A 22,513-nucleotide genomic window follows, 5' to 3' on the forward strand; every position below is an offset into this window, starting at 1 on the left:
TTTGCAACCAAAAGTCCTTTTCGTCTTCTTTCCTCAGCGTGTATTACTACTAACACTAAGGCTCTAGAAAGGAGGTGTTCCAGCCGCACCTTCCGGTACGGCTACCTTGTTACGACTTAGCCCTAGTTACCAGTTTTACCCTAGGCAGCTCCTTGCGGTCACCGACTTCAGGCACCCCCAGCTTCCATGGCTTGACGGGCGGTGTGTACAAGGCCCGGGAACGTATTCACCGGATCATGGCTGATATCCGATTACTAGCGATTCCAGCTTCACGGAGTCGAGTTGCAGACTCCGATCCGAACTGTGACCGGTTTTGTAGATTCGCTCCTGGTCACCCAGTGGCTGCTCTCTGTACCGGCCATTGTAGCACGTGTGTAGCCCAAGGCGTAAGGGCCGTGATGATTTGACGTCATCCCCACCTTCCTCACAGTTTGCACTGGCAGTCTCGTTAGAGTTCCCGACATGACTCGCTGGCAACTAACAACAGGGGTTGCGCTCGTTATAGGACTTAACCTGACACCTCACGGCACGAGCTGACGACAACCATGCAGCACCTTGTAAATTGTCTTGCGAAAAGTCTGTTTCCAAACCGGTCAATCTACATTTAAGCCTTGGTAAGGTTCCTCGCGTATCATCGAATTAAACCACATGCTCCACCGCTTGTGCGGGCCCCCGTCAATTCCTTTGAGTTTCATTCTTGCGAACGTACTCCCCAGGTGGGATACTTATCACTTTCGCTTAGCCACTGAGATCGCTCCCAACAGCTAGTATCCATCGTTTACGGCGTGGACTACCAGGGTATCTAATCCTGTTCGCTACCCACGCTTTCGTCCATCAGCGTCAATCCATTAGTAGTAACCTGCCTTCGCAATTGGTATTCCATGTAATCTCTAAGCATTTCACCGCTACACTACATATTCTAGTTACTTCCTAATAATTCAAGTCTAGCAGTATCAATGGCCGTTCCACCGTTGAGCGATGGGCTTTCACCACTGACTTACTAAACCGCCTACGGACCCTTTAAACCCAATGATTCCGGATAACGCTTGGATCCTCCGTATTACCGCGGCTGCTGGCACGGAGTTAGCCGATCCTTATTCTTACGATACCGTCAAGCTCCTTCACGAAGGAGTGTTTCTTCTCGTACAAAAGCAGTTTACAATCCATAGGACCGTCATCCTGCACGCGGCATGGCTGGATCAGGCTTGCGCCCATTGTCCAATATTCCTCACTGCTGCCTCCCGTAGGAGTCTGGTCCGTGTCTCAGTACCAGTGTGGGGGATCTCCCTCTCAGGACCCCTACCCATCGTTGCCTTGGTAAGCCGTTACCTTACCAACTAGCTAATGGGACGCATGCTCATCTTTTACCGTTGTGACTTTAATGGCATCATCATGCGATGTCGCCATACTATGAGGTATTAATCCAAATTTCTCTGGGCTATCCCTCTGTAAAAGGTAGATTGCATACGCGTTACGCACCCGTGCGCCGGTCTCTCATTCCGAAGAACAATACCCCTCGACTTGCATGTGTTAAGCCTGCCGCTAGCGTTCATCCTGAGCCAGGATCAAACTCTTCATCGTATATTGTTTGAACTATAAATAGCTCTTTATTTATTTGACTGAAGTTCTAGTGGTTCTATTCAAATCTTCCGATTCTATTACTCTTATTTTATTTGTTCTTATCTTTCGATAAAAACGGCTGTCAATTCAATATGTCTAGGAACGTATCTTCTTTTTTTGTGCGCCAGTCTTTCGATTAGCGGGTGCAAAAGTAGCTATTCTTTTTAAACCTGCAAGCAATTTTTGAAGTTTTTTTGAAAATTTTTATTTCCAATTTTCTTCTCAATTTCTTACCAGTCTCTCAAGGAACGTTACGCGTTTTGCGGGGTGCAAAAATAGCTTACGTTTTCGAATCTCACAAGCTTTTCTGAATCTTTTTTGAAAATAAATTTTCGTCTGGATTTCATCGGGCTTGTCAGGATTTCTAGGAACGTCTGCGTCGTTGCGGGTGCAAAAGTAGCTCCTTTATTCGTTTAAACAATGACTTTTCTAAGGTTTTTTTGCTTTATTTTTCAATCAACTGGTATGTTGTTCTTTACGGGGTGTCGTTTTTAAGAATTTATGGGGTTTTACCCAGCTGTCTTGATAATTTGCCCTGTCGGGGCGTGATTCTTGGGGTTTGTTTAAGGGATTCGCAGAAGAATCGCGTACCTAGTTCTAGCTAATTTCCTTTTACTCCTTTTCTTCCTATTATATAAAGGTGTGGATTTTTCGCTTCCTTTCCTATGAAAAACCCATGCCTTAGCCCCGATAGCAGTGGAAATCCTTGTGGTCCGGGGTTCGGACCACAAGATTGTAGCGGATAGCGGGAAATAGCTCCTGAAGATTTGAATCGACTTAATCGCATTCATCCAAAATCATACCCTATATATAGGTAACAAAAAACAGAAGCAGTCAAAACTAAATTAAGCCATAGAAATTCAGCTCCCTTTTTAGAAAGATTTATCAGAGTTGCCAATACAAGGTGCGATTTTACTAAGAAAAGGGATTAAAACAAAAAAGCTCCTCAAGATGAGAAGCTTTTGGTGCGGATAATAGGACTCGAACCTACACGCCTTGCGGCACCAGATCCTAAGTCTGGCATGTCTACCAATTTCACCATATCCGCGTAATTGTGGGTGCAAAGATAATCATAACTTCGAATTTTCAAAGGATTTTTTAAAAAAAATATTCATTCTCTTTTTTGTATTTTTGATCCTCAAAAAAATTTGATTCAATGGAAGATATAAAATTGTACGTTACAAAACACAAAGATCGCTTTATCAACGAGTTAATTGAGTTATTGAAAATTCCATCCGTAAGTGCAGACACCGCTTTTTCTCAAGATGTTCTTGACACAGCCGAAGCTGTTAAAGCAAGTTTAGTAAAAGCTGGATGCGATTTTGTCGAAATTTGTGAAACTGCGGGCTACCCTATTGTTTACGGAGAGAAAACAATCGACCCAAAATTGCCTACCGTTTTAGTTTACGGACATTATGATGTTCAACCTGCTGATCCATTAGAATTATGGACTTCCCCCCCTTTTGAACCAGTTATCAAGAAAACAGACATTCATCCCGAAGGTGCTATTTTTGCCAGAGGCGCTTGCGATGACAAAGGCCAGATGTACATGCACGTAAAAGCATTCGAATACATGATTCAAAGCAATACTTTGCCTTGTAACGTAAAATTCATGATTGAAGGCGAGGAAGAAGTTGGTAGTGTTAACCTAAAAACCTTTGTGGAAAACAACACGAAAAAACTAAAGAATGATGTGATTTTGATTTCGGACACCGGAATGATTTCCAATCAACAACCTTCTATCACCACTGGACTTCGTGGATTGAGTTATGTAGAAGTGGAAGTTACGGGACCAAATCGTGATTTGCATTCCGGATTGTACGGAGGTGCTGTTGCTAATCCTATAAATATTTTGGCAAAAATGATTGCCTCATTGCACGACGAAAACAATCACATTACGATTCCTGGTTTCTACGACAATGTTGAAGAATTGTCATTAGAAGAAAGAGCCGAAATGGCCAAAGCCCCTTTTAATCTCGATAATTACAAGAAAGCGCTAAACTTAAATGATATTTATGGTGAAAAAGGATTTGTAACCAATGAACGTAACTCCATTCGACCAACACTGGATGTCAACGGAATTTGGGGAGGCTACACAGGCGAAGGCGCAAAAACGGTTATTGCAAGCAAGGCATTTGCAAAAATCTCAATGCGTTTGGTGCCAAACCAAGACTGGGAAGTCATCACCGACTTGTTCTCCAAACATTTCACCAACATTGCTCCGGCTGGAGTTACCGTAAAAGTTACTCCTCATCATGGCGGTCAAGGTTATGTGACCCCAATAGACAGCATCGGTTACAAAGCGGCCAATATGGCTTACACTGAAACCTTTGGTGTTCCTGCAATTCCTGTGCGTTCCGGAGGCAGTATTCCAATTGTTGCTTTATTTGAAAAAGAGCTAAAAAGCAAAACAATACTTATGGGCTTTGGTCTTGACAGTGATGCTATTCACTCACCAAACGAACATTTTGGAATTTTCAATTATCTGAAAGGGATTGAAACCATTCCGTTATTCTACAAATATTTTGTGGAGTTAAGCAAATAAGAATTCTCAAACAATATCTAAATCCGTTCCGTGTGAGCGGATTTTTTTATGTCTACTCCGAAATGATTTTAATTTTAATCAGGAGCTATTTACTTCGTCTGTTCGCTTCGCTCGTGTCCAGCTGTACAATATGTCTGTTGTTCCTCTCGTCTTTTGGGACAAGACGGGACAACAGGATGCCGTTTCCATCTGGGCTAGGGCTTTTGATTTTCAAAAAAAACAAAATCCGCATTTTTCAATGCGGATTTGTCCAAAAAAAAATTTAAAAAAATTAAAAAATTAAAAAAAACCTTAACTAAAAACTTTATCAGGATTGTATCCTATATATGGCATTTCTTGCTCATTAAAAATAACGCCGTATTCTTCTAGCTCTTTCAAAATAGGTTCGTACACTTCTTTGCGAATAGGAAGCTGCACTCCTGGAGTAGTAATTTTACCATTCAGAATTAATAAAGTTGCCATTGCAACAGGCAATCCTACTGTTTTGGCCATTGCAGTATAGGTTTGGTCTTCACCTATACAAACCATTTTGGAGTCTATTTGTTTATCTTCGCCATTAATAACATATCCAAATTTGTGATACATCACAATCATATCCTTATCGTTAGGCTGTAAAGTCCAACTGTCTGTTAGAATTTTTTCAAGAATTTGAGCGGGTGTAGCATCTTTTAATCCTACTTTTTTATTACGATTGAACAAATCCAATTCCAATAATTTATCCCACATGATATCGTCTTGGTCGATTTTTAGAATCAAACGTGTTTTAATTTCAACCGAATCAGTTGGGTGATACGGAAGGAACGAATTCACAAATTGACGGTAACTCATGTTTTCAGAGTTTTCCATAATATAGCTATCGTCCGTCATACCCAATTGCACAAACATATTCCATGCCTTAGAAAATCCCACTCTTCGTATTGTACCTCTATATAAGGTAAGCACATCATCAAGACCATAAACACTTCTGTATTTTAGCGAATCTCTATTCGAATAGGCTTCAAATTTACCGTAACCTTCCACTTCTAAAAACTCAGTTCTGCGAAATAAACTTGTATAAGGGATGTATTTATATGCACCTTCCTGAATAAACTTTGCAGCGCCTCCTTGTCCTGCAAGCACAACATTTCTTGGCGCCCAAGTGAATTTATAATTCCATAAATTATTATCTGACTCTGGAGCTACAAGACCTCCGCAAAAGGATTCAAACAAAAGCATTTTACCTCCTTGTTCCCTAATCTCGTCGATCACTTTCATTGCACTCATGTGGTCGATTCCTGGATCAAGTCCAATTTCATTCATAAAAATTAGATTGTTAGCTTTGGCAGCCTCATCTAATTCTTGCATTGCATCGCTTATATAGGAAGCAGTTACAAGATGTTTTTTATATACGATACAATCCCTTGCAACTTCGATATGAAGGTGAGCCGGCAACATGGATATTACAATATCAGCTTTTTCAATCGCATTTTTTCTTTGCTTCTCATCAAATATATCCAAAGCAATAGGAGTCGCATTTGGATGATTATTTGTCTTTTTGTTAGCTAAATCCAAAGACAAATCACCTATAATAAGATGCAATTCTTCGGATACCGATTTATTCAAAAGGTATTGTATCAACGAAGAAGCAGATCTTCCCGCCCCAATAATAAGAATTGTTCTCATGAGTTAATTATTTAAAAAACGTAACATTATACCTTTCAATATATTTTTCTTGATAAACAGGATATTTTTGTCCCTATTTAAAATAGATTACATTTTGATTGATTTAAAAATATAACACAAACATACAATATTGTTGTATTTATAACAAATTATTTTTAAAAAACATTTACGATTTAAATCCATTCGTCATTTTAAAAATGGTGAAAAAAATTCAATTATCTATGTTTTGAATTACTAAAAAACTACTTTTATCATCGCTTATAAATTACTTTCAGTTTAAAAATATTAGAAATACTTTTGCCTTTTATAAAACAAAAAATAATGGATAAAAAAATAATTACGACAGCAGCCATTTTTGGGATGATAGCCATAATTTTAGGTGCTTTTGGTGCACATGCCCTAAAAAAAGTACTCAGCATCGAACAACTTACTACTTTTGAAACAGGTGTACGGTATCAAATGTACCATGCTTTGTTTTTATTGTTTATTGGGACAACAACAATAATTCGTCAAAAATCAAAAAAAACAATTTATAATTTGACTGTTTTTGGAGTTATACTTTTTTCAGGCTCAATCTACTTGTTGGCAACCAATTCTTTGATGCCAATTGATTTCAAGATATTTGGTTTCGTTACACCAATTGGGGGAATATTTCTTATTTATGCATGGTTCCGTCTGTTTTTTGACTTAATAAAACCAATAAAAAAAGAAAAATAAAATATAATATGGTTCTAAAAAAAATTATACTTTTGCGCTGAAATAAACAACACTCAAAAAAATTTATTTTTTATGGACAACTACGCTTTGTTTACGAAATCGATTTCGTTAAAAGAACTGGGAATTGAAAATGCAAAAATTCAGTATCAACTAACCCCTAATGAGTTACACGATATCACCATTCAATCTGGACAGGGAGTTGAAAATTCTACTGGAGCATTAGCAATTAACACAGGGGAATTCACAGGACGTTCCCCACAGGATCGTTTTATTGTAAAAGACAGTATTACTGAGAATCAAGTATGGTGGGGGAAAGTAAATATCCCTTTCGAACCAACTGCTTTTGATGCTCTTTACAAAAAAGTTACAGATTACTTATCTAACAAAGAAATTTTCGTTAGAGATTCTTACGTTTGCGCCGATACCAATTACAAATTAAATGTTCGCGTAGTAACTGAAACCGCTTGGGCCAATTTGTTTTGCCACAACATGTTTTTAAGACTTACCAATGAAGAGCTAGAAAATTTTACCCCTGAATGGACAGTAATTTGTGCTCCTGGATTCGTAGCGGACCCAGCCATTGATGGAACACGTCAAGGGAATTTTGCAATCTTGGATTTTACTAAAAAGGTTGCGCTTATTGGAGGTACTGGATATACTGGAGAAATGAAAAAGGGTATATTCTCAGCATTGAATTTTATTCTACCCGTTTTCAAAAACACATTACCTATGCACTGTAGCGCTAATGTAGGAGAAGATGGAGATACTGCCATATTCTTTGGATTGTCTGGAACTGGAAAAACAACTTTATCTGCAGATCCAGCCCGAAAATTAATTGGTGACGATGAACACGGCTGGACAAACGAAAATACAGTTTTCAATTTTGAGGGTGGATGTTATGCCAAAGTAATCAATCTTACTGAGGAGAACGAACCAGACATTTTTAGGGCTATTAAAAAAGGAGCCATTCTTGAAAATGTAGTTTTCAAACCTGGAACAAATGAAGTTGATTTTGAAGATATTTCTATCACACAAAATACAAGAGTCAGCTACCCAATTGACCATATCGATAATATTCAACACGGATCTATTGGTAAAGACCCAAAGAACATATTTTTCCTAACTGCCGATGCTTATGGGATTTTGCCTCCTATATCCAAACTAACGGCTGGACAAGCTGCTTATCACTTTATATCCGGATATACCGCAAAAGTAGCTGGAACAGAAGCAGGTGTAACTGAGCCGCAGCCTAACTTTTCAGCTTGTTTTGGAGCACCTTTCATGCCATTGCACCCAACAAAATATGCAGAAATGTTGAGCAAAAAAATGAAAGATGCCAATGTGAAAGTTTGGTTAATCAATACTGGATGGACAGGCGGACCTTATGGAACTGGAAACCGAATGAAATTAAAATACACTCGTGCGATGATTACAGCTGCCTTAAAAGGGCAATTAAATGCTGTTGAGTTTATCAATCATGATGTATTTGGGATTGCAATTCCACAATCTTGCCCAGAAGTTCCTGCTGAAATTCTAAATCCAAGAAACACTTGGGAGAACAAAGAATTATACGACACAAAAGCTACTGAATTAGCTCATAAATTCGAAGAGAATTTTGCGAAATTTAAAGAATTTGCCAATGCCGAAATATTAGCCGGCGCACCGATTATATAGTTAATTTTAATTCAATATGTAAAAAAGCTGTTCTTAATAGAACAGCTTTTTTTGTATATAAACTACGAGAAAAAAGTCTAACAAAAAACAAATCAGCAATTTAAGATATAATTAATTTATTTGGTATTAAATTTGTATCGTCATTCAATAATTATCGAGACAAAAAATCAATCAATCAAAAATCAATCAATCATGTTAAAACAATTTTTCATCCTGTGTTCAGGCGCAGACAAACCGCTGCTAGACGGTTGCTCCGAAGGTGAACAAACCAAATATGTGGGTATTGGTGCCACCGTTTTTTTTACCGCAGTTATGGCTTTTATCGCCAGCGCTTATGCTCTTTTTACTGTGTTCGACAATGTCATTCCAGCGTTGCTTTTTGGATTTGTATGGAGTCTGCTTATTTTTAATCTGGATCGTTTTATCGTTTCAACTATTCGAAAAAGAAACAGTTTTACTAGCGAATTTCTGCAGGCTACTCCCCGAATTATTCTAGCAATTATTATTGCAATCGTGATTTCAAAACCGTTGGAAATCAAAATTTTTGAAAAGGAAATCAACACCGTTTTATTGAAAGAGAAAAATGCGATGGCCTTGAATAACAAAAAGGAAGTCGCCAGTTATTTCAAGTCGGATTTGGACAAAAACAAAAACGAAATCAAGAACCTAAAAGCCGAAATCGTCAATAAGGAAAAAGAGGTAAACACGCTTTATGACACCTATATCAAAGAAGCCGAAGGAACAGCTGGAACAAAAAGAATAGGCAAAGGTCCTGTATTTAAAGAAAAAATAGCCAAGCACGATTTATCTAAAAAAGAATTGGACACCATCAGGAAAAACAATTTAGCCAAAATTGCTGTTCTGGAAAAAGGAACGAAAACACTGCAAACCGATTTGGACAAAAAAGTAACCGAAACTCAACCCATCATCGATGGTTTTGACGGGTTGATGGCGCGAATCAATGCTTTGAACAAACTTCCTTGGCTTCCATCATTTTTTATAATGCTATTATTCTTAGCCATTGAAACCTCTCCTATTATTGCAAAATTATTATCTCCAAAAGGAGAATACGATTTCAAATTGGAAGATTTGGAAACAGCGCTCAAAGCCACAATAGAACAGGACAAATACCAACGGGAATTATTGATAAAAACCAGTGCCACAATGCACGATAAAGTTTATGCCGATATTGCCGAGGATAAAAAATTATATGATTTGCAAAGAAAAAATGCAACCGAATTACTGGAACAGCAATCCAATAATTTTGTCGAAAAGCAAATGAAAACTTTATAAAAATCAAGGCTTTCCATACTTAAATTAACGGCAGTATTTTATCCAAATAAAGCATATTAATATCTCTTATCAAACTTAAAAAAAGCCTTTCCAAATAAATTTATTTATATAAAAACCTGATTATTTGTGTTTTATGTTTATTTTTTTGTTAATTTTAATTAATTAACTTAAAAAACACAAACCTATGGAATTTTTTTATTTTCTTTTAATCGGCGCCATTTCGGGATGGTTAGCCGGGCAACTATGGAAAGGTAGTGGCTTTGGTCTAATCGGCAACATAATTGCTGGAATAATAGGGGGAATATTTGGAGGCTGGCTTGCCGGTAAATTAGGAATTGGCGGTGGTGGCTTACTATGGCAAATTATAATTGCAGCTGGTGGCGCATGGATTTTGCTTTTCTTAATTAGTTTATTTAAAAAATAATATCTCAGAAATAAAACAAAAAAAGGGATTTCAAATAATTGAAATCCCTTTTTATGAATCATTGTCCCGTCCTGAAATAACCTGAATTTCAAAGACAATGTAGTTTACATATAACTCAAAATCTCTTTTTTGAAAGCATCATATTCCCCTTGTAAAATCAAACCGTTATCAAGGAGTTTTTTATAGTTTTGAAGCTTTGCAAAAAGTTCGTCTTGTGTCAACTCACTTGGCTTTTTCTCAGTCGAAGCAGTTGTGCTATCTGCAACAGGTTCTGCATAATTAGAAACTACTGGCATTATTTCGGCAAAATCAGTCACTTCTTCTGTTTCCATTTCCTCGATCAATTCTGATTCTTGAATTAATGTTGGAGCGATTTCTTCCGTAATTGGAGAAAGAGAGTTTGCGCCATTTTTTAAGATATCCAATTGCTCTTTGGCATATGTAAATATTTTACGAGCTTGAATCTTTGGAATATAATCAATCGAAACCTGCATATCTGTTTTGGTAGAAAATGAAAATTCAGAACCAAGAATATTCTCTTTTACAAAAGTTCCTTCGATATCATCCCAAGTATAATCAATAAAATTCATTGATAAACCTAAATTTTTGGGTTGACAGATGATTATTCTTTTGTTAGTCATAACAATACTGTCCGGAAGAACTGTCAATGCTGGTTTTTTCTGAACAGCAATATAGCCTACTTCTTCGTTTTTCATCAAAATATCCTGCAATTTCGAAGTGACTTTCTCAATCGCTTTTGGATCTTGTTCTTCGTTTAAAAATTTTTTAATTTGTTCTTTCATTTTGTATAAAGTTGCTGAGTCACTAAGTAACTGAGTTGCTACGTTTTTCTAATTGTTTTACAAAAGTACTCCCTATTTTTCTAATTCAATAATTTCCATTTGAATTTTCTTGGCCAAACTTTTAAAAACCAAGTCATACGAATGATCGATTAATTCCTTAAATAAAACATCCGAAACATCTTTATTTACAGCAATTGTATTCCAATGTACTTTATTCATATGAAAACCGGGTCGTATAGCATCGTATTCGGCTCTCAGTTCTTGTGCCCGTTCTGGATCGCATTTTAGATTTACTGAAGGATTTCCTTTTTCCCATTGCAATAAAGAAGACAAAGCGAATATTTTTCCGCCAACTTTAAAAACTAAAGTGTCTTCATCGAATGGAAAATGTTCCGTAACTCCTTTTTTAGAAAGGCAATATTCGTAATAGGTTTCTAAATTCATATTTTATTATTTTCCGATTTCGCCCAAATGGGTAAACTTAAATCCCGTTTCATATTTCAGTCCATAGCCCAACATCCTATCCATAGACGAATGGGTAAATAAAATAACTCCTGAAAGTTGAACTCCCTCATTGGAACAATAAATCCCAACAAGATACAAAGCAATCGCTATGCCCCTATGATGAAACACATTATAGCAAAAAGCACCTATTTTATCTCCAAATACATAGCCAATCATAGAGAAATCCGGAAATAAAATTAGCACCAAAAAACACCACCATGCATAGCTTAATTGACTAAAAAAATAAATACCAAGTATAAACAATCCTAATTCTTCGAGTTTAATAACTTTTTGCATCATACTATTTTTTCCATCATTCGTTCGGGATGCGCTAATTCTTTGAAACCAAATTTCTCATACAAAAAATGTGCATCCCTTGTGGCCAATCTCCATATTTTCACTTCTTTCAATGAGGGTTCTTCCATCATTGCCGAAATCAAAATAGAAGAATATCCTTTTCCCCTATGTCCTTCAGATATAAAAACATCCATCATATAGGCAAAAACTACATAATCGGTAATGACTCTTCCAAAACCAATTTGTTCATCGTCTAGATAAATTCCAAAACAAACCGAACTGTCAATCGTTCGCTGGACTTCTTCAATGGTTCTTCCTGCCGCCCAGTAAATATCTTTTAGAAAATATTGGATAAAAGGGACATTCAGTTTATATTTATCAGTAGAAACGGCAATCATACTTTCTTATTTTAAAATTCCATTGACTCTTAAAGCATTCTATGCTTATATAAAATAGGTTTACTCGGACTAGCATCATTTTCAAAAGAAGCAATCTGTAAATTCAACAGATAGCTTCCATCTTCCACGGTATCATCCACAAAAATCATTTCGGTAATTGTTGCATCCAGTCTAGCATTCGCATTCAAATTATTGACATCTTTTACATTCCAAAACTCTTTGTGTGCCAATAATTTTCCTTCGTCATGTTCTTTGTCCACACTCGGCAAATCAATCAGTAAATGTTTGATGCCGCTTTCGCGAATGAAAACCGCAGCATCTTCTGCCAGATAAGGCGGATTGGTATTCGAATATTTCAGTGATTTTTTTATTTTAAAATTAGGCAATGTTCGGATAATTATGGCTTCTGGAGTTTTATTGCCCAACGCTTTTTTAATCTCATTTCTGCTTATTACCAAATCATCACCTTGAATTTCCGGCACAACCGAAACCAATTCGGCCAAAAAGAAAAACTGCTTCAACGACTGATTTACACTGTAAAACTCTCTCGTAATATGTCCTAAACATTCTGTATGTGTCCCGTGTCCGTGTGGATTGAAGAAAATGTTATTGAAGTTGGTCGATGACTTCCCTTCCGAAACTTTGCCTATCCAATCGCCAAAAACAACGGGTTCTATCACCGGTTTTTCTATATACCAGGCAATCGGATTCTCATCTGTATTGGTTAATGGAATCGAAATATCAATGGGTTTTGATAAGTCAACTTCAATAATTTGGTCATTATGTTCGATAGTAGTCTTCATAAAACTAATAAAGCGGTTTAGGATATTTTTGTTTAAAGTTAAAAACTATTTCCGAAGCACCATTTTTTTGCAAATAATCCAATTTTTCCATTGCTTCGGTAACATCTGGAATTTCGCCTTTTTTAACCCACCACATCGCTGTAGCAACTTGTCCAAAAGTTTGAAACCATTCTTTTCTTCGTTTTAAAAACTCCGAGTGAAAGGTTTTATACATATAATGTTCCAAGGTTTCAATACTTTCCCAGATCGAAAAATTCACAATGATTTGTTCATCATTGTAAGGATTAAAATTTGTTGCATTATTGTCTTCATCTTTTAATCGCCATACAAACCCATCACTTTTTTCGGCAATTTCATTGACTTTATCCAAATTATCGACAAATTCTTTCATAATAGGATCGTCAATATTAACACCCTTCATTCTAGCAATATTTATTTCTGCAAGTTGATATTCAGCCATTTTAATTCTTTTTATTTGACAATTAAGACTTTGCGGTTAAGCCTATTCCAAATTTAAATAAAATAAATCTGATGCAATTCCGTCAGTCAAGAATTTTCCCTTTGGAGTTGGTTTCAAAATATTGTTATCAACGGAAAGCAAATCGTCATTTATAAATTTCTGGGCTTGCTTATGCAGATATTCAAGATATTTGCTCCCAAATTCAGTTTCAATTCGGCTCAGAGAAACTCCCCAAATCGTTCTCAAACCCGTCATAATATATTCATTATAACGGTCGGTAATGGATAAAATTTCAATTTCATTGGGAAGTTTGTCTTCTTGAATGGATTTCAAATAAAGTGAATTATTCGAAACATTCCAGCTTCTGGAAATACCATCATAACTATGAGCAGAAGGACCTATTCCTATATATTTTTTCCCTAACCAATACGCCGAATTGTTCTTTGAAAAATAATTGGTCTTTCCAAAATTGGACAATTCATAATGGATAAAATCATTTGCTTCCAATATTTTTACCAAAATTGCAAAATGTTCCTGCGCCGCTTCGTCATTGGGTTGGGCTATTTTTCCCGTTTGTATGAGCTTGTTCAAAGCCGTTTTGGGCTCGACAGTCAATGCATAACTCGAAATATGCGGTATTCCAAAAGACAAAGCCGTTTCAATATTTTGCTTCCATTTCTCGTTGCTCATTCCAGGAATCCCATAAATCAAATCGAGAGAAATGTTATCGAAATATTTTGTCGCTTCTTCCAGACATTTTTTGGCTTCCGCCGAATTATGGGCACGATTCATCATCACCAAATCGTCTTCAAAGAAAGATTGAATTCCGATGCTTAGTCGATTGATTCCAATTTTTGAAAGCTCAATTAAATACTCTTCCGACAAATCATCAGGATTCGCTTCAAGAGTGATTTCAGGATTTTTGGCAACTTGATAATTTTTATAAATCGAATCAATCTGCAATCTCAAATCTGCAATCTGCAATCTGCTCGGCGTTCCTCCTCCGAAATAAATAGTTTCAACGAGTTCGTTCTGAAACTCGATTTTACGCATTTGCAATTCTTTGGCGATAGCCAAAACCATCTCTTCTTTCTTCTTCATTGAAGTCGAAAAATGAAAATCGCAGTAATGACAAGCCTGCTTACAGAATGGTATGTGAATGTAGATTCCTGACATTTATTAATTAGATATTTTGAAAATTAGATGATGAGATAATTTTGAAAATATGTTTATTAAATAACCCGAGTAATTATCTAATTGGCACATTTTCAAATTATCTAATTCTTTTCTCATTCTGTTTCACAAAAGCATCCCAACCTGTATAGCTTTTATCACCAACCACTTTTCCCGAATTAAAAAAATGACAAACCGCGGCGGCTAATCCATCGGTACTGTCCAAGTTTTTCGGTAATTCTTTAAGTCCTAATAATTGTTGAAGCATTTTGGCCACTTGTTCCTTGCTGGCATTTCCGTTTCCGGTGATGGCCATTTTTATTTTTTTGGGTTCATATTCAGTAATGGGAATATCTCTGGAAAGCCCTGCTGCCATTGCTACGCCCTGCGCACGTCCCAACTTCAGCATTGATTGTACGTTCTTCCCGAAAAAAGGAGCTTCAATCGCAATTTCATCGGGATGATGTGTTTCGATTAACTCAATGGTTCGTTCAAAAATGATTTTTAATTTCTGGTAATGATTGTCATATTTGGACAATTGCAATTCGTTGAGTTGCAAGAATTCCATTTTTTTATTGACAATCCTTATCAATCCAAAACCCATAATGGTGGTTCCGGGGTCGATTCCTAATATGATGCGTTCTTTTGTCAAGGTTTGTTATTAAATGGTACTATTGGAGTTGAATTTCATTTCTTCCAGCATCTTGATTATTTTATCTAATTTTTCAATTTCAATTGTATCCAACTTAATTGTTAAAGCTTCAATTTCCAGCTTTGCTTCAATATTGGTCTGATAATCGGATTGTGCCTGAATTCTGTCTCTCTCATTTTGCCTGTTTTGTGACATCATAATAATGGGTGCCGCATAAGCAGCCTGAGTAGAAAAAACAAGATTCAGTAATATAAAAGGATAAACATCCCAATGATACATATAACCAATCAGGTTTAATCCCATCCATACTATTACAAAAACACTCTGAATAATAATGAATTTCCAAGAACCCATTCCTTTAGCCACTGAATCGGCCAAACGGCTACCAAAACCCAATGTTTCGATGTGTTTATCATGCCAAGTTTTGTTATTCTTCATGTCTTTTAAAGTTAGTTTTATTTAAATCATTTAAGTTAATATGCAAAGCTACTCGAAGTTGATGCTTCCATTCATAAAGTTTGCTTCTTTAACAAAAGAAACAATCTTTGTCTTCCTTGGCAATTTCTTCGCGAATCTTTACTAAATAGCATTTTCACGACGATTTTGCTTTACTTTGTGGCATGATTTCAATTCCACACAAAACTAAGCAATTCCTCGTACTTCTGGTCAAACTTTTAATTGTCGGGGGTGCCTTTTATTTTATTTACAATCAATTGGCCAACAATGACAAACTGGACTGGCAAAAATTCTTAGTGCTTTTTCATAAAAATCAGTCGGTATTGGGAATAAGTTTTATTCTCCTTTTGAGTGTATTGAACCGCCTGTTTGAAATTTTAAAATGGAAATATCTGGTTTCCTATCTCCATCCTATTTCTTTGGCTGAAGCAACCAAACAAGTTTTGGCAGGACTTACTGCGGGACTATTTACTCCAAATGGTATTGGAGAATATGCCGGAAAAGCATTGTATTTTGATAAAAAAGAAGCCAAAAAGGTTGTATTCTTAAACCTGATTTGCAACGGAATCCAAATGATCCTGACAATGATTTTTGGCGTTTTTGGATTGTTGTATTTCAATGCGCAATACAACGTGATTACCAGTAAAACGGTAGCAGTACTATTTGGTATTTTGGTAATTCTATTTGCTATTTTATTTTCAGTCAAAAAAATCACGATCAAAGGTTACTCCATAGAAAAACTGATTCATAAAACCAACGAAATCCCAAAATCGATTCATCAAAAAAATACGCTTTTGGCCATTTTAAGGTATTTGGTTTTCACGCATCAATATTATTTTTTGTTTCTGGCTTTTGATGTTGATTTGCCCTATTTTATTTTAATTTCGGCCATTTCGAGTGTTTACTTTTTGGCCTCTTCTTTGCCTACTTTTCAGTTTTTGGATTTTGCCGTAAAAGGAAGTGTCGCTGTATATTTCTTTGGCATATTGGGTGTAAATGAATGGGTGGTTGTCTTTGTCACTATGCTGATGTGGTTCCTTAATGTGGTTTTACCTGTGCTTATTGGGAGTTATTATGTGTTGAATTTCAAACCCAAAATGGCGATATGATTTTCTTTTTATTAAGCATAGCAATCGTTTATATGCTGACTATAAGTTGGCTCATTTATGGTTTTACCAAAATAAATCAGTTTGAATTCATTGGTCTGCCTCCAAAAACCAGTTTTAGCATTATTGTCCCTTTTAGGAATGAAGCCGAAAATTTACCGGTTTTATTGGAAAGTTTTTCAAAATTGAATTACCCAACCGATTTATTTGAAGTGATTTTGGTTGATGATGAATCGGAAAAAGAATTCAGATGGCAGAATACAGATTACAGAATACAATTTTTGAAAAACATCAGACTGTCGAATTCTCCCAAGAAAGATGCCATTACAACCGCTATGGAAATCGTAAAATCCGATTGGGTTGTTACCACCGATGCCGATTGTGTGGTTCATAAAAATTGGTTATTAGCTTTGGACAATTTCATTCAGTTGCATCATGTTTCGATGATTGCAGGAGCGGTTACCTACAATTACAATAATTCCTTTTTACATCATTTTCAACAATTGGATTTGGCTAGTTTACAGGGCGCAACTATAGGAAGTTTTGGAATCAAAAAAGGTTTTATGTGCAATGGAGCCAATTTTGCCTATACCAAATCATTTTTTAAAAAGCTCAAAGGCTTTGAAGACAACTCTGCAATTGCCAGTGGTGATGATGTTTTTCTGTTGCAAAAAGCGTTAGCCAAATACCCCGAAAAAGTAGCCTATTTGAAATCGAAGAATACTATTGTAACCACAAAGCCAGTGAATGATTGGAAATCGCTGTTTTATCAGCGAGTGCGCTGGGCTTCCAAAACGACTTCTTATCAAAGTGTCTTTGGAAAAAGATTGGGGCTACTTGTATTTGTGATGAATTTTAGCTGTGTCTATTGTTTGGTGCTGACTTTTTTGGGCATGTTTCCCTATTTTTTCGTTGGGCTATATTTCCTAATCAAGTTTGGAATTGACTCTGTGCTGATACAGCAAACAAACAAATTCTTGACGAGACATAAAATCCGCTATTTGTTTTTAAGCAGTTTGTGGTATCCGTTTTTCAGTACCACTGTAGCTTTGTATTGTCTGTTTGGAAAATACGAATGGAAAGGGAGGAGGTTTTTGATTTAAGATTGCAGATTGCAGATTGCAGATTGCAGATTGCAGATTGCAGATTGCAGATTGCAGATTGCAGATTGCAGATTGCACTAAATTGTCATCAGAGATGACAATTTAGAAAAAACCAATTCTAATATTGTCCATTCTTCATTTATTCAAATTATGAAATCTTGTTATGAAAACGAAATGCCCTAGCCCAGATTACTTCGCCAGTTCGCTACGCTCGTGTGAAGTGAAAATCCTTTATGTTTTTCTTTAAAAACATAAAGATTACTTCACTTAAAGTCTATTTTCATAGGAGTTCAGTGAACTTCGTTTGCAACGAATAGCTGGAAATAGCTCCTCTTGAATATTTACTGCAAAATCTAAATTCTGTAATCTGCCTTCTGAGATCTTAAATCTACTCCACTTTTAGAATTACGGGAAGGATAAACTGGGTTTTTACGGGTAATCCTCGCTTGATTGCCGGATGGATTTCAGGAAAACCTACTAAACGAGCCTTTAAAATACTGTCTATTTTTACTTTATCATACATAACCGAATCTTTAGGAAACTGCGGTTCGAATTTCAAGGTGGCATTCGGGAAAATGGTCACTTTTACCTCGATAGTATCCAGCTCAGGATAGAGCATTGCCAATGTATCGTTACACAATTTCTCCTGTATTAACTGCGTTAGTACCTCAAAGAAACATTGCTCACGTTGTTTTTTGTCTTCGATTTTATCACAATCCACAACCGATGGATACTCGTCAACCTCTTTCCAATTGATGGACTTCAATTCCTTTTGCAATAATTCCTTTTCGGAAGGAACCTGCTTGTCAAAATATTGACAGGAATTAAAAAGGATAAAGGCTAAAAAAAGGGAATACTGCTTCAATGCTTGTTATTTGAATGGGACTAATATGTTATAAAAATACAATTATTTTTCTCATATTCGTGTACGAAATGAGTGCTGCATTTTCGGCATCAAAATTACTAAAAATATTTTTATGGATATCCTGCTTTTGTTATTGGGTTTTGTTTGTGTGGTTGCGGGTATTTTTGGGAGTTTTTTGCCTGTTTTGCCTGGACCAAGCATCAGTTGGATTGGAATCGTATTGTTGTACTTTACTACAGCCGTTCCTGCTAATTATTGGATTCTGGGGATTTCTTTATTGATTACTGTTACACTAACGGTTTTGGACTATGTTATTCCTGCCAAGGGAACAAAAAAATTTGGCGGGAGCAAATATGGCATTTGGGGAACGAATATCGGTTTGATTATTGGGATTTTTGCACCAATTCCGTTGGGTTTTATTATCGGGCCGTTTGTTGGTGCTTTTATTGGCGAACTGATTTACGATAAACAAGACCATCAACGCGCTTTGAAAGCGGCTGCTGGCTCTCTGCTAGGCTTCCTGGCTTCCTCTTTCATGAAGTTTGTCGTGTGCATGATGTATTTGGGATTGTTTCTTTGGATTGTGTGGGAGAATAGTGAGGCTTTGTTTTAATAAAATTCTTGACAATTAAGTTAGTTCGTTGATTATGACAAAAAATAGGCCACGGATTTGACGGATAAAACGGATTTTACACAGATTTTTTTATTTTTAAGCATAAAAAAAGCCTCTCCATTTAAGGAAAGGCTTTAAACAATATTTGCGGTCTGGACGGGACTCGAACCCGCGACCCCATGCGTGACAGGCATGTATTCTAACCAACTGAACTACCAAACCCTGTTTTATTGCGAGTGCAAATATACAATAGATTTCCGTTTACGCAACTATTTTATAACACAAGAATCAAAAAAAAATATAACTCCTTTAAAATCAAAAAAGCTATCCACAAAGTGGAAAGCTTTTCATTGGTCTAACTACAAACCGGTCTCGTCATATTAGGACGAGAAACAACACAACTAGCTTTAGATACCGTATTTGGGCAAAAAAGCCTTTCTGTTACGAAAGGCTTTTCCCAATATTGCGGTCTGGACGGGACTCGAACCCGCGACCCCATGCGTGACAGGCATGTATTCTAACCAACTGAACTACCAAACCTCTGCTTTATTGCGGTGGCAAAGATACAATAGATTTTCGTTTTCACAAGCCTTTTATTAGAGAATTTAAAAAAAATTTCAACTGCCTTACCCAAACTTTTGTTTTTCAATTAGGTAGGCCGTTAAAATTTTTTCAAAACTTTCACCAACTCCCACAGGAATGTACTTTATTTTGTTTTGAGCGCAGGTTAAAGCCAACTTTTTGAAGTAATCGACCACCTGCTTTTCATACTCTTCCTTAACATTATCAGCAAAAATGACTACCTCATCTCCTGTTTCTACATCAATAAACTTCCTAGGTGCATTGTCAAAATCAAATTTAAGCTCCGTTTCGTTGTCCACCACATGAAATAAAACCACTTTATGCTTGTCGTGTTTCAAATGTTGCAAAGCATTAAAAAGTGCTTCTTCATTTTCAGACTGAAACATATCCGTAAACAAAATAATCATCGAACGGCGATGGATTTTCTCGGCTATCTGATGCAAATAAGTAATAGTATCTGTCTGCTTCTTCTCTTTGGAGTTATCCAAAAGTCCCTCGAGCTTGTTCAAAATCATCCTATGATGACGATCACTTCCTTTCTCAGGCGCATAATATTCATAACTATCCGAAAATACACTTAGCCCCACTGCATCACGTTGTTTTTTCAAAAGATTCATCAAAACCGCCGAAGCCAATACCGAAAAACCTATTTTACTCTCATAGAACTGCTGATCGTCCTTCAATTTAGGATAATGCATCGACGAGGAATTATCAATGATAATATGACATCTCAAATTCGTCTCTTCCTCAAAACATTTGGTGTACAATCGATCCGTTTTGGCAAACAACTTCCAATCTATATGTTTGGTGCTCTCTCCAGTATTATACACTTTGTGTTCGGCAAACTCTGCCGAAAATCCATGAAACGGGCTTTTGTGCATTCCCGAAATAAAGCCTTCCACCACTTGATTGGCTAACAATTCCAAATGTTGAAAACTGGATATTTTTTCTATTTGCGATTCAATCTTCATATTTCAAATGTATAAAAAACTTTAGACAGTTTAATAAACAAAAAAAGGCTTGACTTTCGCCAAACCTTTTTATATAAATTATAATCGTTTCCGATTACAACAATGCGTCTAAGCTATCTGCATACGTTTGTTTTGGAGCCACTCCTACTTGTTTCCCTACTACTTCTCCATTATGAAAAACCAATACTGTTGGAATATTTCTAACACCGTATTTTGCAGCAAATTCTTGGTTTGCATCTACATCTACTTTACCTACAACTACTTTACCTTCGTACTCGTTGCTAAGTTCGTCAATGATTGGTCCAACCATTCTACAAGGCCCACACCATGCTGCCCAAAAATCTACCATTACAGGTTGTGTCGATTTCAAAACTACTTCTTCAAAAGTAGCATCTGTTATTGCTAATGCCATACTATTTTTTATTTTATGTTTAAATGCTTATTTGTTTTAACTAGAGTACAAATTTAGAAATTAAAAACCAACCAAATGCCATTCCCAAATTAGTTTTCATTATAAATGTATTGCTAATAGTTATTTCCAATCGATTAGAAGCTATTTCCAGCTGTACACTATATCTGTTGTCCCGAACCCCGGGACAACAGGATGCAGTTTCCATCTGGGCTAGGGGCATCAAGGATTTCAAGAACTTTTTTAAACAATAAAAAAAGACCCTCTTTTCAGAAGGTCTTGATTCTATTTCAATTACGTTTGATTACAGACTGTACTTCAATCCAAAAGTCATACCTAATCCACTAATTCCAACATAAGAACTAATATCTTCAGTAGCTTTAGTACTATCAAAACCAGCAGCATTAGTTACTTTACTGTTAGAAGTGCTGTTGATTTGCTCAACATAATCCACATGGCTTGCAGAATATGACGCATCGGCACGGAAAGCTGTTGGAGTGTTTAATTTATCCACACCGTTTTCAGTGTACTCTTTTGTTTCTTTAGTTTTTCCATGAACAGTAAAGTTACGGTATTCCAATTCAGCAAAAAGAGAAATGTTTTTTCCTAATTTGTAAGATGTTCCCAAAGCAGCCATAAATCCAACTGTTGGATTTGGTAATACTACGTCTTTTGCGTAAGCGGTTGTTGTACCAGCAGCAGTCGTATAAGTTCTGTTTGTTTCAATCGTTAAATCTCCAACTACAGGAACAATAACCCCTACTTTAGTATAAGGCTCAAATCCACTTGTTTCACCAAGAAATAAAACAACAGCTGGAGCCAAATCAAAAGCAGTAATTTTACCTTCAGCAGTCCCAGTTACAAAAACACCAGCAGCAATTTGTCTATTCACGGTTTCAACCATAGTTTTATCTTTTCCAGTAAAATAATTAAATCCCATCTCAACACCTAAACGTGGTGAAAAACGATATCCTACATTTAAACCTGTACGAAAACCTTCTCCAAATGATCCGTGATTTGTTTCTCTAGAAGCCAAAGTGGTTCCGTTTGCAGCATAAACATCAGTGTTTGGCAATGCACCAGAAACAGTTGGGAATTCTGTTGCAGCCGTTTGGATAAAATAAGAACCTCCTAATTTAAAATACCAAGTTTCTGGCTTACTGTCTGCAGTACTTGTGGTTTGTCCTACCATAGTCATTGTAGAGACTAGTAATCCGAATAATAATAAACTCTTTTTCATGATTTTTTGTTAATTAATTTGCGCAAACTTAAAATAATTTTGAGGATTCTTTAAAATCACTTTAAGCGCCTCAACACATAATTAACACTATTTATAATACTTGATGCTGTTTTTTACTATGCATGCATAATTTTAACTAAAAA

General features: G+C 36.3%; 22 protein-coding genes, 3 tRNA genes and 1 rRNA gene. 8 read left to right on the plus strand and 18 right to left on the minus strand.

The features are described from left to right. Positions 1–67: 67 nt before the first annotated feature. A 16S ribosomal RNA gene (locus DOS84_RS00005) occupies positions 68–1,581 on the minus strand. Positions 1,582–2,583: 1,002 nt separating this feature from the next. Then, a tRNA-Leu gene (locus tag DOS84_RS00015) sits at positions 2,584–2,668 on the minus strand. A 108-nt stretch (positions 2,669–2,776) separates the two neighbouring features. Between DOS84_RS00015 and DOS84_RS00020 the strand changes: the two genes are divergently transcribed. Further along, on the plus strand, positions 2,777–4,165 hold the full coding sequence (locus DOS84_RS00020; protein WP_111408072.1) for a dipeptidase: 1,389 nt from the start codon (positions 2,777–2,779) through the stop codon (positions 4,163–4,165). A 291-nt stretch (positions 4,166–4,456) separates the two neighbouring features. Here the strand turns inward: DOS84_RS00020 and DOS84_RS00025 are convergent, their stop codons facing one another. Then, positions 4,457–5,827, minus strand: coding sequence for a saccharopine dehydrogenase family protein (locus tag DOS84_RS00025; protein WP_111408073.1), 1,371 nt, complete (start codon positions 5,825–5,827; stop codon positions 4,457–4,459). A 321-nt stretch (positions 5,828–6,148) separates the two neighbouring features. Between DOS84_RS00025 and DOS84_RS00030 the strand changes: the two genes are divergently transcribed. From DOS84_RS00030 to DOS84_RS00045, 4 genes are all read left to right on the plus strand, one after another. After that, positions 6,149–6,544 carry a DUF423 domain-containing protein gene (locus DOS84_RS00030; RefSeq protein ID WP_111408074.1) on the plus strand — a complete coding sequence of 132 codons (396 nt, stop codon included), beginning with the start codon at positions 6,149–6,151 and terminating at the stop codon, positions 6,542–6,544. Positions 6,545–6,616: 72 nt separating this feature from the next. Continuing rightward, on the plus strand, positions 6,617–8,218 hold the full coding sequence (gene pckA / locus DOS84_RS00035) for a phosphoenolpyruvate carboxykinase (ATP) (protein WP_111408075.1): 1,602 nt from the start codon (positions 6,617–6,619) through the stop codon (positions 8,216–8,218). 192 nt (positions 8,219–8,410) lie between these two features. After that, positions 8,411–9,511, plus strand: coding sequence for a DUF4407 domain-containing protein (locus DOS84_RS00040; protein ID WP_111408547.1), 1,101 nt, complete (start codon positions 8,411–8,413; stop codon positions 9,509–9,511). A gap of 184 nt (positions 9,512–9,695) precedes the next feature. Beyond that, on the plus strand, positions 9,696–9,935 hold the full coding sequence (locus DOS84_RS00045) for a GlsB/YeaQ/YmgE family stress response membrane protein (protein ID WP_111408076.1): 240 nt from the start codon (positions 9,696–9,698) through the stop codon (positions 9,933–9,935). Between the two features lie 104 nt (positions 9,936–10,039). Here DOS84_RS00045 and DOS84_RS00050 read toward each other — a convergent pair whose 3' ends face one another. From DOS84_RS00050 to DOS84_RS00090, 9 genes are all read right to left on the minus strand, one after another. After that, positions 10,040–10,738, minus strand: a complete 699-nt coding sequence (locus tag DOS84_RS00050; RefSeq protein WP_111408077.1) for a PH domain-containing protein — start codon at positions 10,736–10,738, stop codon at positions 10,040–10,042. Positions 10,739–10,810: 72 nt separating this feature from the next. Then, on the minus strand, positions 10,811–11,182 hold the full coding sequence (locus DOS84_RS00055) for an MmcQ/YjbR family DNA-binding protein (RefSeq protein WP_111408078.1): 372 nt from the start codon (positions 11,180–11,182) through the stop codon (positions 10,811–10,813). A gap of 6 nt (positions 11,183–11,188) precedes the next feature. Next, the gene (locus DOS84_RS00060; RefSeq protein ID WP_111408548.1) at positions 11,189–11,539 is read right to left on the minus strand and encodes a DUF4260 domain-containing protein; all 351 of its coding nucleotides are present in this window, start codon (positions 11,537–11,539) and stop codon (positions 11,189–11,191) included. After that, positions 11,539–11,937, minus strand: coding sequence for a GNAT family N-acetyltransferase (locus tag DOS84_RS00065; RefSeq protein WP_111408079.1), 399 nt, complete (start codon positions 11,935–11,937; stop codon positions 11,539–11,541). Before DOS84_RS00065 ends, DOS84_RS00060 begins: the two co-directional genes overlap by 1 nt. Positions 11,938–11,966: 29 nt before the next feature. Beyond that, positions 11,967–12,740, minus strand: coding sequence for a cyclase family protein (locus DOS84_RS00070; protein WP_111408080.1), 774 nt, complete (start codon positions 12,738–12,740; stop codon positions 11,967–11,969). A gap of 4 nt (positions 12,741–12,744) precedes the next feature. After that, positions 12,745–13,200 carry a DUF3291 domain-containing protein gene (locus DOS84_RS00075; RefSeq protein ID WP_111408081.1) on the minus strand — a complete coding sequence of 152 codons (456 nt, stop codon included), beginning with the start codon at positions 13,198–13,200 and terminating at the stop codon, positions 12,745–12,747. Positions 13,201–13,242: 42 nt separating this feature from the next. Further along, positions 13,243–14,376 carry a radical SAM family heme chaperone HemW gene (hemW, locus tag DOS84_RS00080; RefSeq protein WP_111408082.1) on the minus strand — a complete coding sequence of 378 codons (1,134 nt, stop codon included), beginning with the start codon at positions 14,374–14,376 and terminating at the stop codon, positions 13,243–13,245. Between the two features lie 97 nt (positions 14,377–14,473). Continuing rightward, entirely contained in the window at positions 14,474–15,025 is a 552-nt protein-coding gene (ruvC, locus tag DOS84_RS00085) for a crossover junction endodeoxyribonuclease RuvC (protein ID WP_111408083.1), read from the minus strand. Between the two features lie 9 nt (positions 15,026–15,034). Next, positions 15,035–15,463, minus strand: a complete 429-nt coding sequence (locus tag DOS84_RS00090; protein WP_111408084.1) for a DUF1003 domain-containing protein — start codon at positions 15,461–15,463, stop codon at positions 15,035–15,037. 182 nt (positions 15,464–15,645) lie between these two features. On the opposite strand from DOS84_RS00090, the gene DOS84_RS00095 reads away from it, so the two are divergent. Beyond that, a complete protein-coding gene (locus tag DOS84_RS00095) occupies positions 15,646–16,590 on the plus strand; it encodes a lysylphosphatidylglycerol synthase domain-containing protein (RefSeq protein ID WP_111408085.1) in 945 nt (314 codons plus the stop codon). Then, positions 16,587–17,690, plus strand: a complete 1,104-nt coding sequence (locus tag DOS84_RS00100) for a glycosyltransferase family 2 protein (RefSeq protein WP_111408086.1) — start codon at positions 16,587–16,589, stop codon at positions 17,688–17,690. Before DOS84_RS00095 ends, DOS84_RS00100 begins: the two co-directional genes overlap by 4 nt. A gap of 388 nt (positions 17,691–18,078) precedes the next feature. Here the strand turns inward: DOS84_RS00100 and DOS84_RS00110 are convergent, their stop codons facing one another. Continuing rightward, positions 18,079–18,555 (minus strand): hypothetical protein, encoded by a 477-nt coding sequence (locus tag DOS84_RS00110; RefSeq protein WP_111408087.1) that lies wholly within the window; start codon positions 18,553–18,555, stop codon positions 18,079–18,081. Between the two features lie 112 nt (positions 18,556–18,667). Between DOS84_RS00110 and DOS84_RS00115 the strand changes: the two genes are divergently transcribed. Beyond that, complete coding sequence (locus DOS84_RS00115; RefSeq protein WP_111408088.1) at positions 18,668–19,168, plus strand: DUF456 domain-containing protein; 501 nt, start codon at positions 18,668–18,670, stop codon at positions 19,166–19,168. Positions 19,169–19,316: 148 nt separating this feature from the next. Here DOS84_RS00115 and DOS84_RS00120 read toward each other — a convergent pair. The 5 genes from DOS84_RS00120 to DOS84_RS00145 all read right to left on the minus strand — a co-directional run bounded on the left by DOS84_RS00120 (position 19,317) and on the right by DOS84_RS00145 (position 22,370). Then, positions 19,317–19,390 (minus strand) — tRNA-Asp (locus tag DOS84_RS00120). 244 nt (positions 19,391–19,634) lie between these two features. Continuing rightward, positions 19,635–19,708 (minus strand) — tRNA-Asp (locus DOS84_RS00125). An 86-nt stretch (positions 19,709–19,794) separates the two neighbouring features. Beyond that, complete coding sequence (locus DOS84_RS00130) at positions 19,795–20,721, minus strand: DUF58 domain-containing protein (RefSeq protein WP_111408089.1); 927 nt, start codon at positions 20,719–20,721, stop codon at positions 19,795–19,797. A 94-nt stretch (positions 20,722–20,815) separates the two neighbouring features. Continuing rightward, complete coding sequence (gene trxA / locus DOS84_RS00135; RefSeq protein WP_077377586.1) at positions 20,816–21,133, minus strand: thioredoxin; 318 nt, start codon at positions 21,131–21,133, stop codon at positions 20,816–20,818. A 301-nt stretch (positions 21,134–21,434) separates the two neighbouring features. Next, positions 21,435–22,370, minus strand: coding sequence for an outer membrane beta-barrel protein (locus DOS84_RS00145; protein ID WP_111408091.1), 936 nt, complete (start codon positions 22,368–22,370; stop codon positions 21,435–21,437). Positions 22,371–22,513: the final 143 nt, after the last annotated feature.

It is taken from the genome of Flavobacterium aquariorum, from assembly GCF_003254745.1.
Taxonomy (GTDB): Bacteria; Bacteroidota; Bacteroidia; order Flavobacteriales; family Flavobacteriaceae; genus Flavobacterium; species Flavobacterium aquariorum.

Excerpts from the sequence above, each read along its gene's own strand:
- DOS84_RS00095 (WP_111408085.1), top strand. The coding sequence starts at position 15,646 with ATGATTTCAATTCCACACAAAACTAAGCAATTCCTCGTACTTCTGGTC.
- DOS84_RS00040 (WP_111408547.1), top strand. The coding sequence starts at position 8,411 with ATGTTAAAACAATTTTTCATCCTGTGTTCAGGCGCAGACAAACCGCTG.
- DOS84_RS00030 (WP_111408074.1), top strand. The coding sequence starts at position 6,149 with ATGGATAAAAAAATAATTACGACAGCAGCCATTTTTGGGATGATAGCC.
- DOS84_RS00075 (WP_111408081.1), bottom strand. The coding sequence starts at position 13,200 with ATGGCTGAATATCAACTTGCAGAAATAAATATTGCTAGAATGAAGGGT.
- DOS84_RS00090 (WP_111408084.1), bottom strand. The coding sequence starts at position 15,463 with ATGAAGAATAACAAAACTTGGCATGATAAACACATCGAAACATTGGGT.
- DOS84_RS00060 (WP_111408548.1), bottom strand. The coding sequence starts at position 11,539 with ATGCAAAAAGTTATTAAACTCGAAGAATTAGGATTGTTTATACTTGGT.
- DOS84_RS00145 (WP_111408091.1), bottom strand. The coding sequence starts at position 22,370 with ATGAAAAAGAGTTTATTATTATTCGGATTACTAGTCTCTACAATGACT.
- DOS84_RS00055 (WP_111408078.1), bottom strand. The coding sequence starts at position 11,182 with ATGAATTTAGAAACCTATTACGAATATTGCCTTTCTAAAAAAGGAGTT.
- trxA (WP_077377586.1), bottom strand. The coding sequence starts at position 21,133 with ATGGCATTAGCAATAACAGATGCTACTTTTGAAGAAGTAGTTTTGAAA.
- DOS84_RS00045 (WP_111408076.1), top strand. The coding sequence starts at position 9,696 with ATGGAATTTTTTTATTTTCTTTTAATCGGCGCCATTTCGGGATGGTTA.
- DOS84_RS00070 (WP_111408080.1), bottom strand. The coding sequence starts at position 12,740 with ATGAAGACTACTATCGAACATAATGACCAAATTATTGAAGTTGACTTA.
- pckA (WP_111408075.1), top strand. The coding sequence starts at position 6,617 with ATGGACAACTACGCTTTGTTTACGAAATCGATTTCGTTAAAAGAACTG.
- DOS84_RS00130 (WP_111408089.1), bottom strand. The coding sequence starts at position 20,721 with ATGAAGATTGAATCGCAAATAGAAAAAATATCCAGTTTTCAACATTTG.
- DOS84_RS00020 (WP_111408072.1), top strand. The coding sequence starts at position 2,777 with ATGGAAGATATAAAATTGTACGTTACAAAACACAAAGATCGCTTTATC.
- DOS84_RS00065 (WP_111408079.1), bottom strand. The coding sequence starts at position 11,937 with ATGATTGCCGTTTCTACTGATAAATATAAACTGAATGTCCCTTTTATC.
- DOS84_RS00050 (WP_111408077.1), bottom strand. The coding sequence starts at position 10,738 with ATGAAAGAACAAATTAAAAAATTTTTAAACGAAGAACAAGATCCAAAA.
- DOS84_RS00100 (WP_111408086.1), top strand. The coding sequence starts at position 16,587 with ATGATTTTCTTTTTATTAAGCATAGCAATCGTTTATATGCTGACTATA.
- DOS84_RS00025 (WP_111408073.1), bottom strand. The coding sequence starts at position 5,827 with ATGAGAACAATTCTTATTATTGGGGCGGGAAGATCTGCTTCTTCGTTG.
- hemW (WP_111408082.1), bottom strand. The coding sequence starts at position 14,376 with ATGTCAGGAATCTACATTCACATACCATTCTGTAAGCAGGCTTGTCAT.
- DOS84_RS00115 (WP_111408088.1), top strand. The coding sequence starts at position 18,668 with ATGGATATCCTGCTTTTGTTATTGGGTTTTGTTTGTGTGGTTGCGGGT.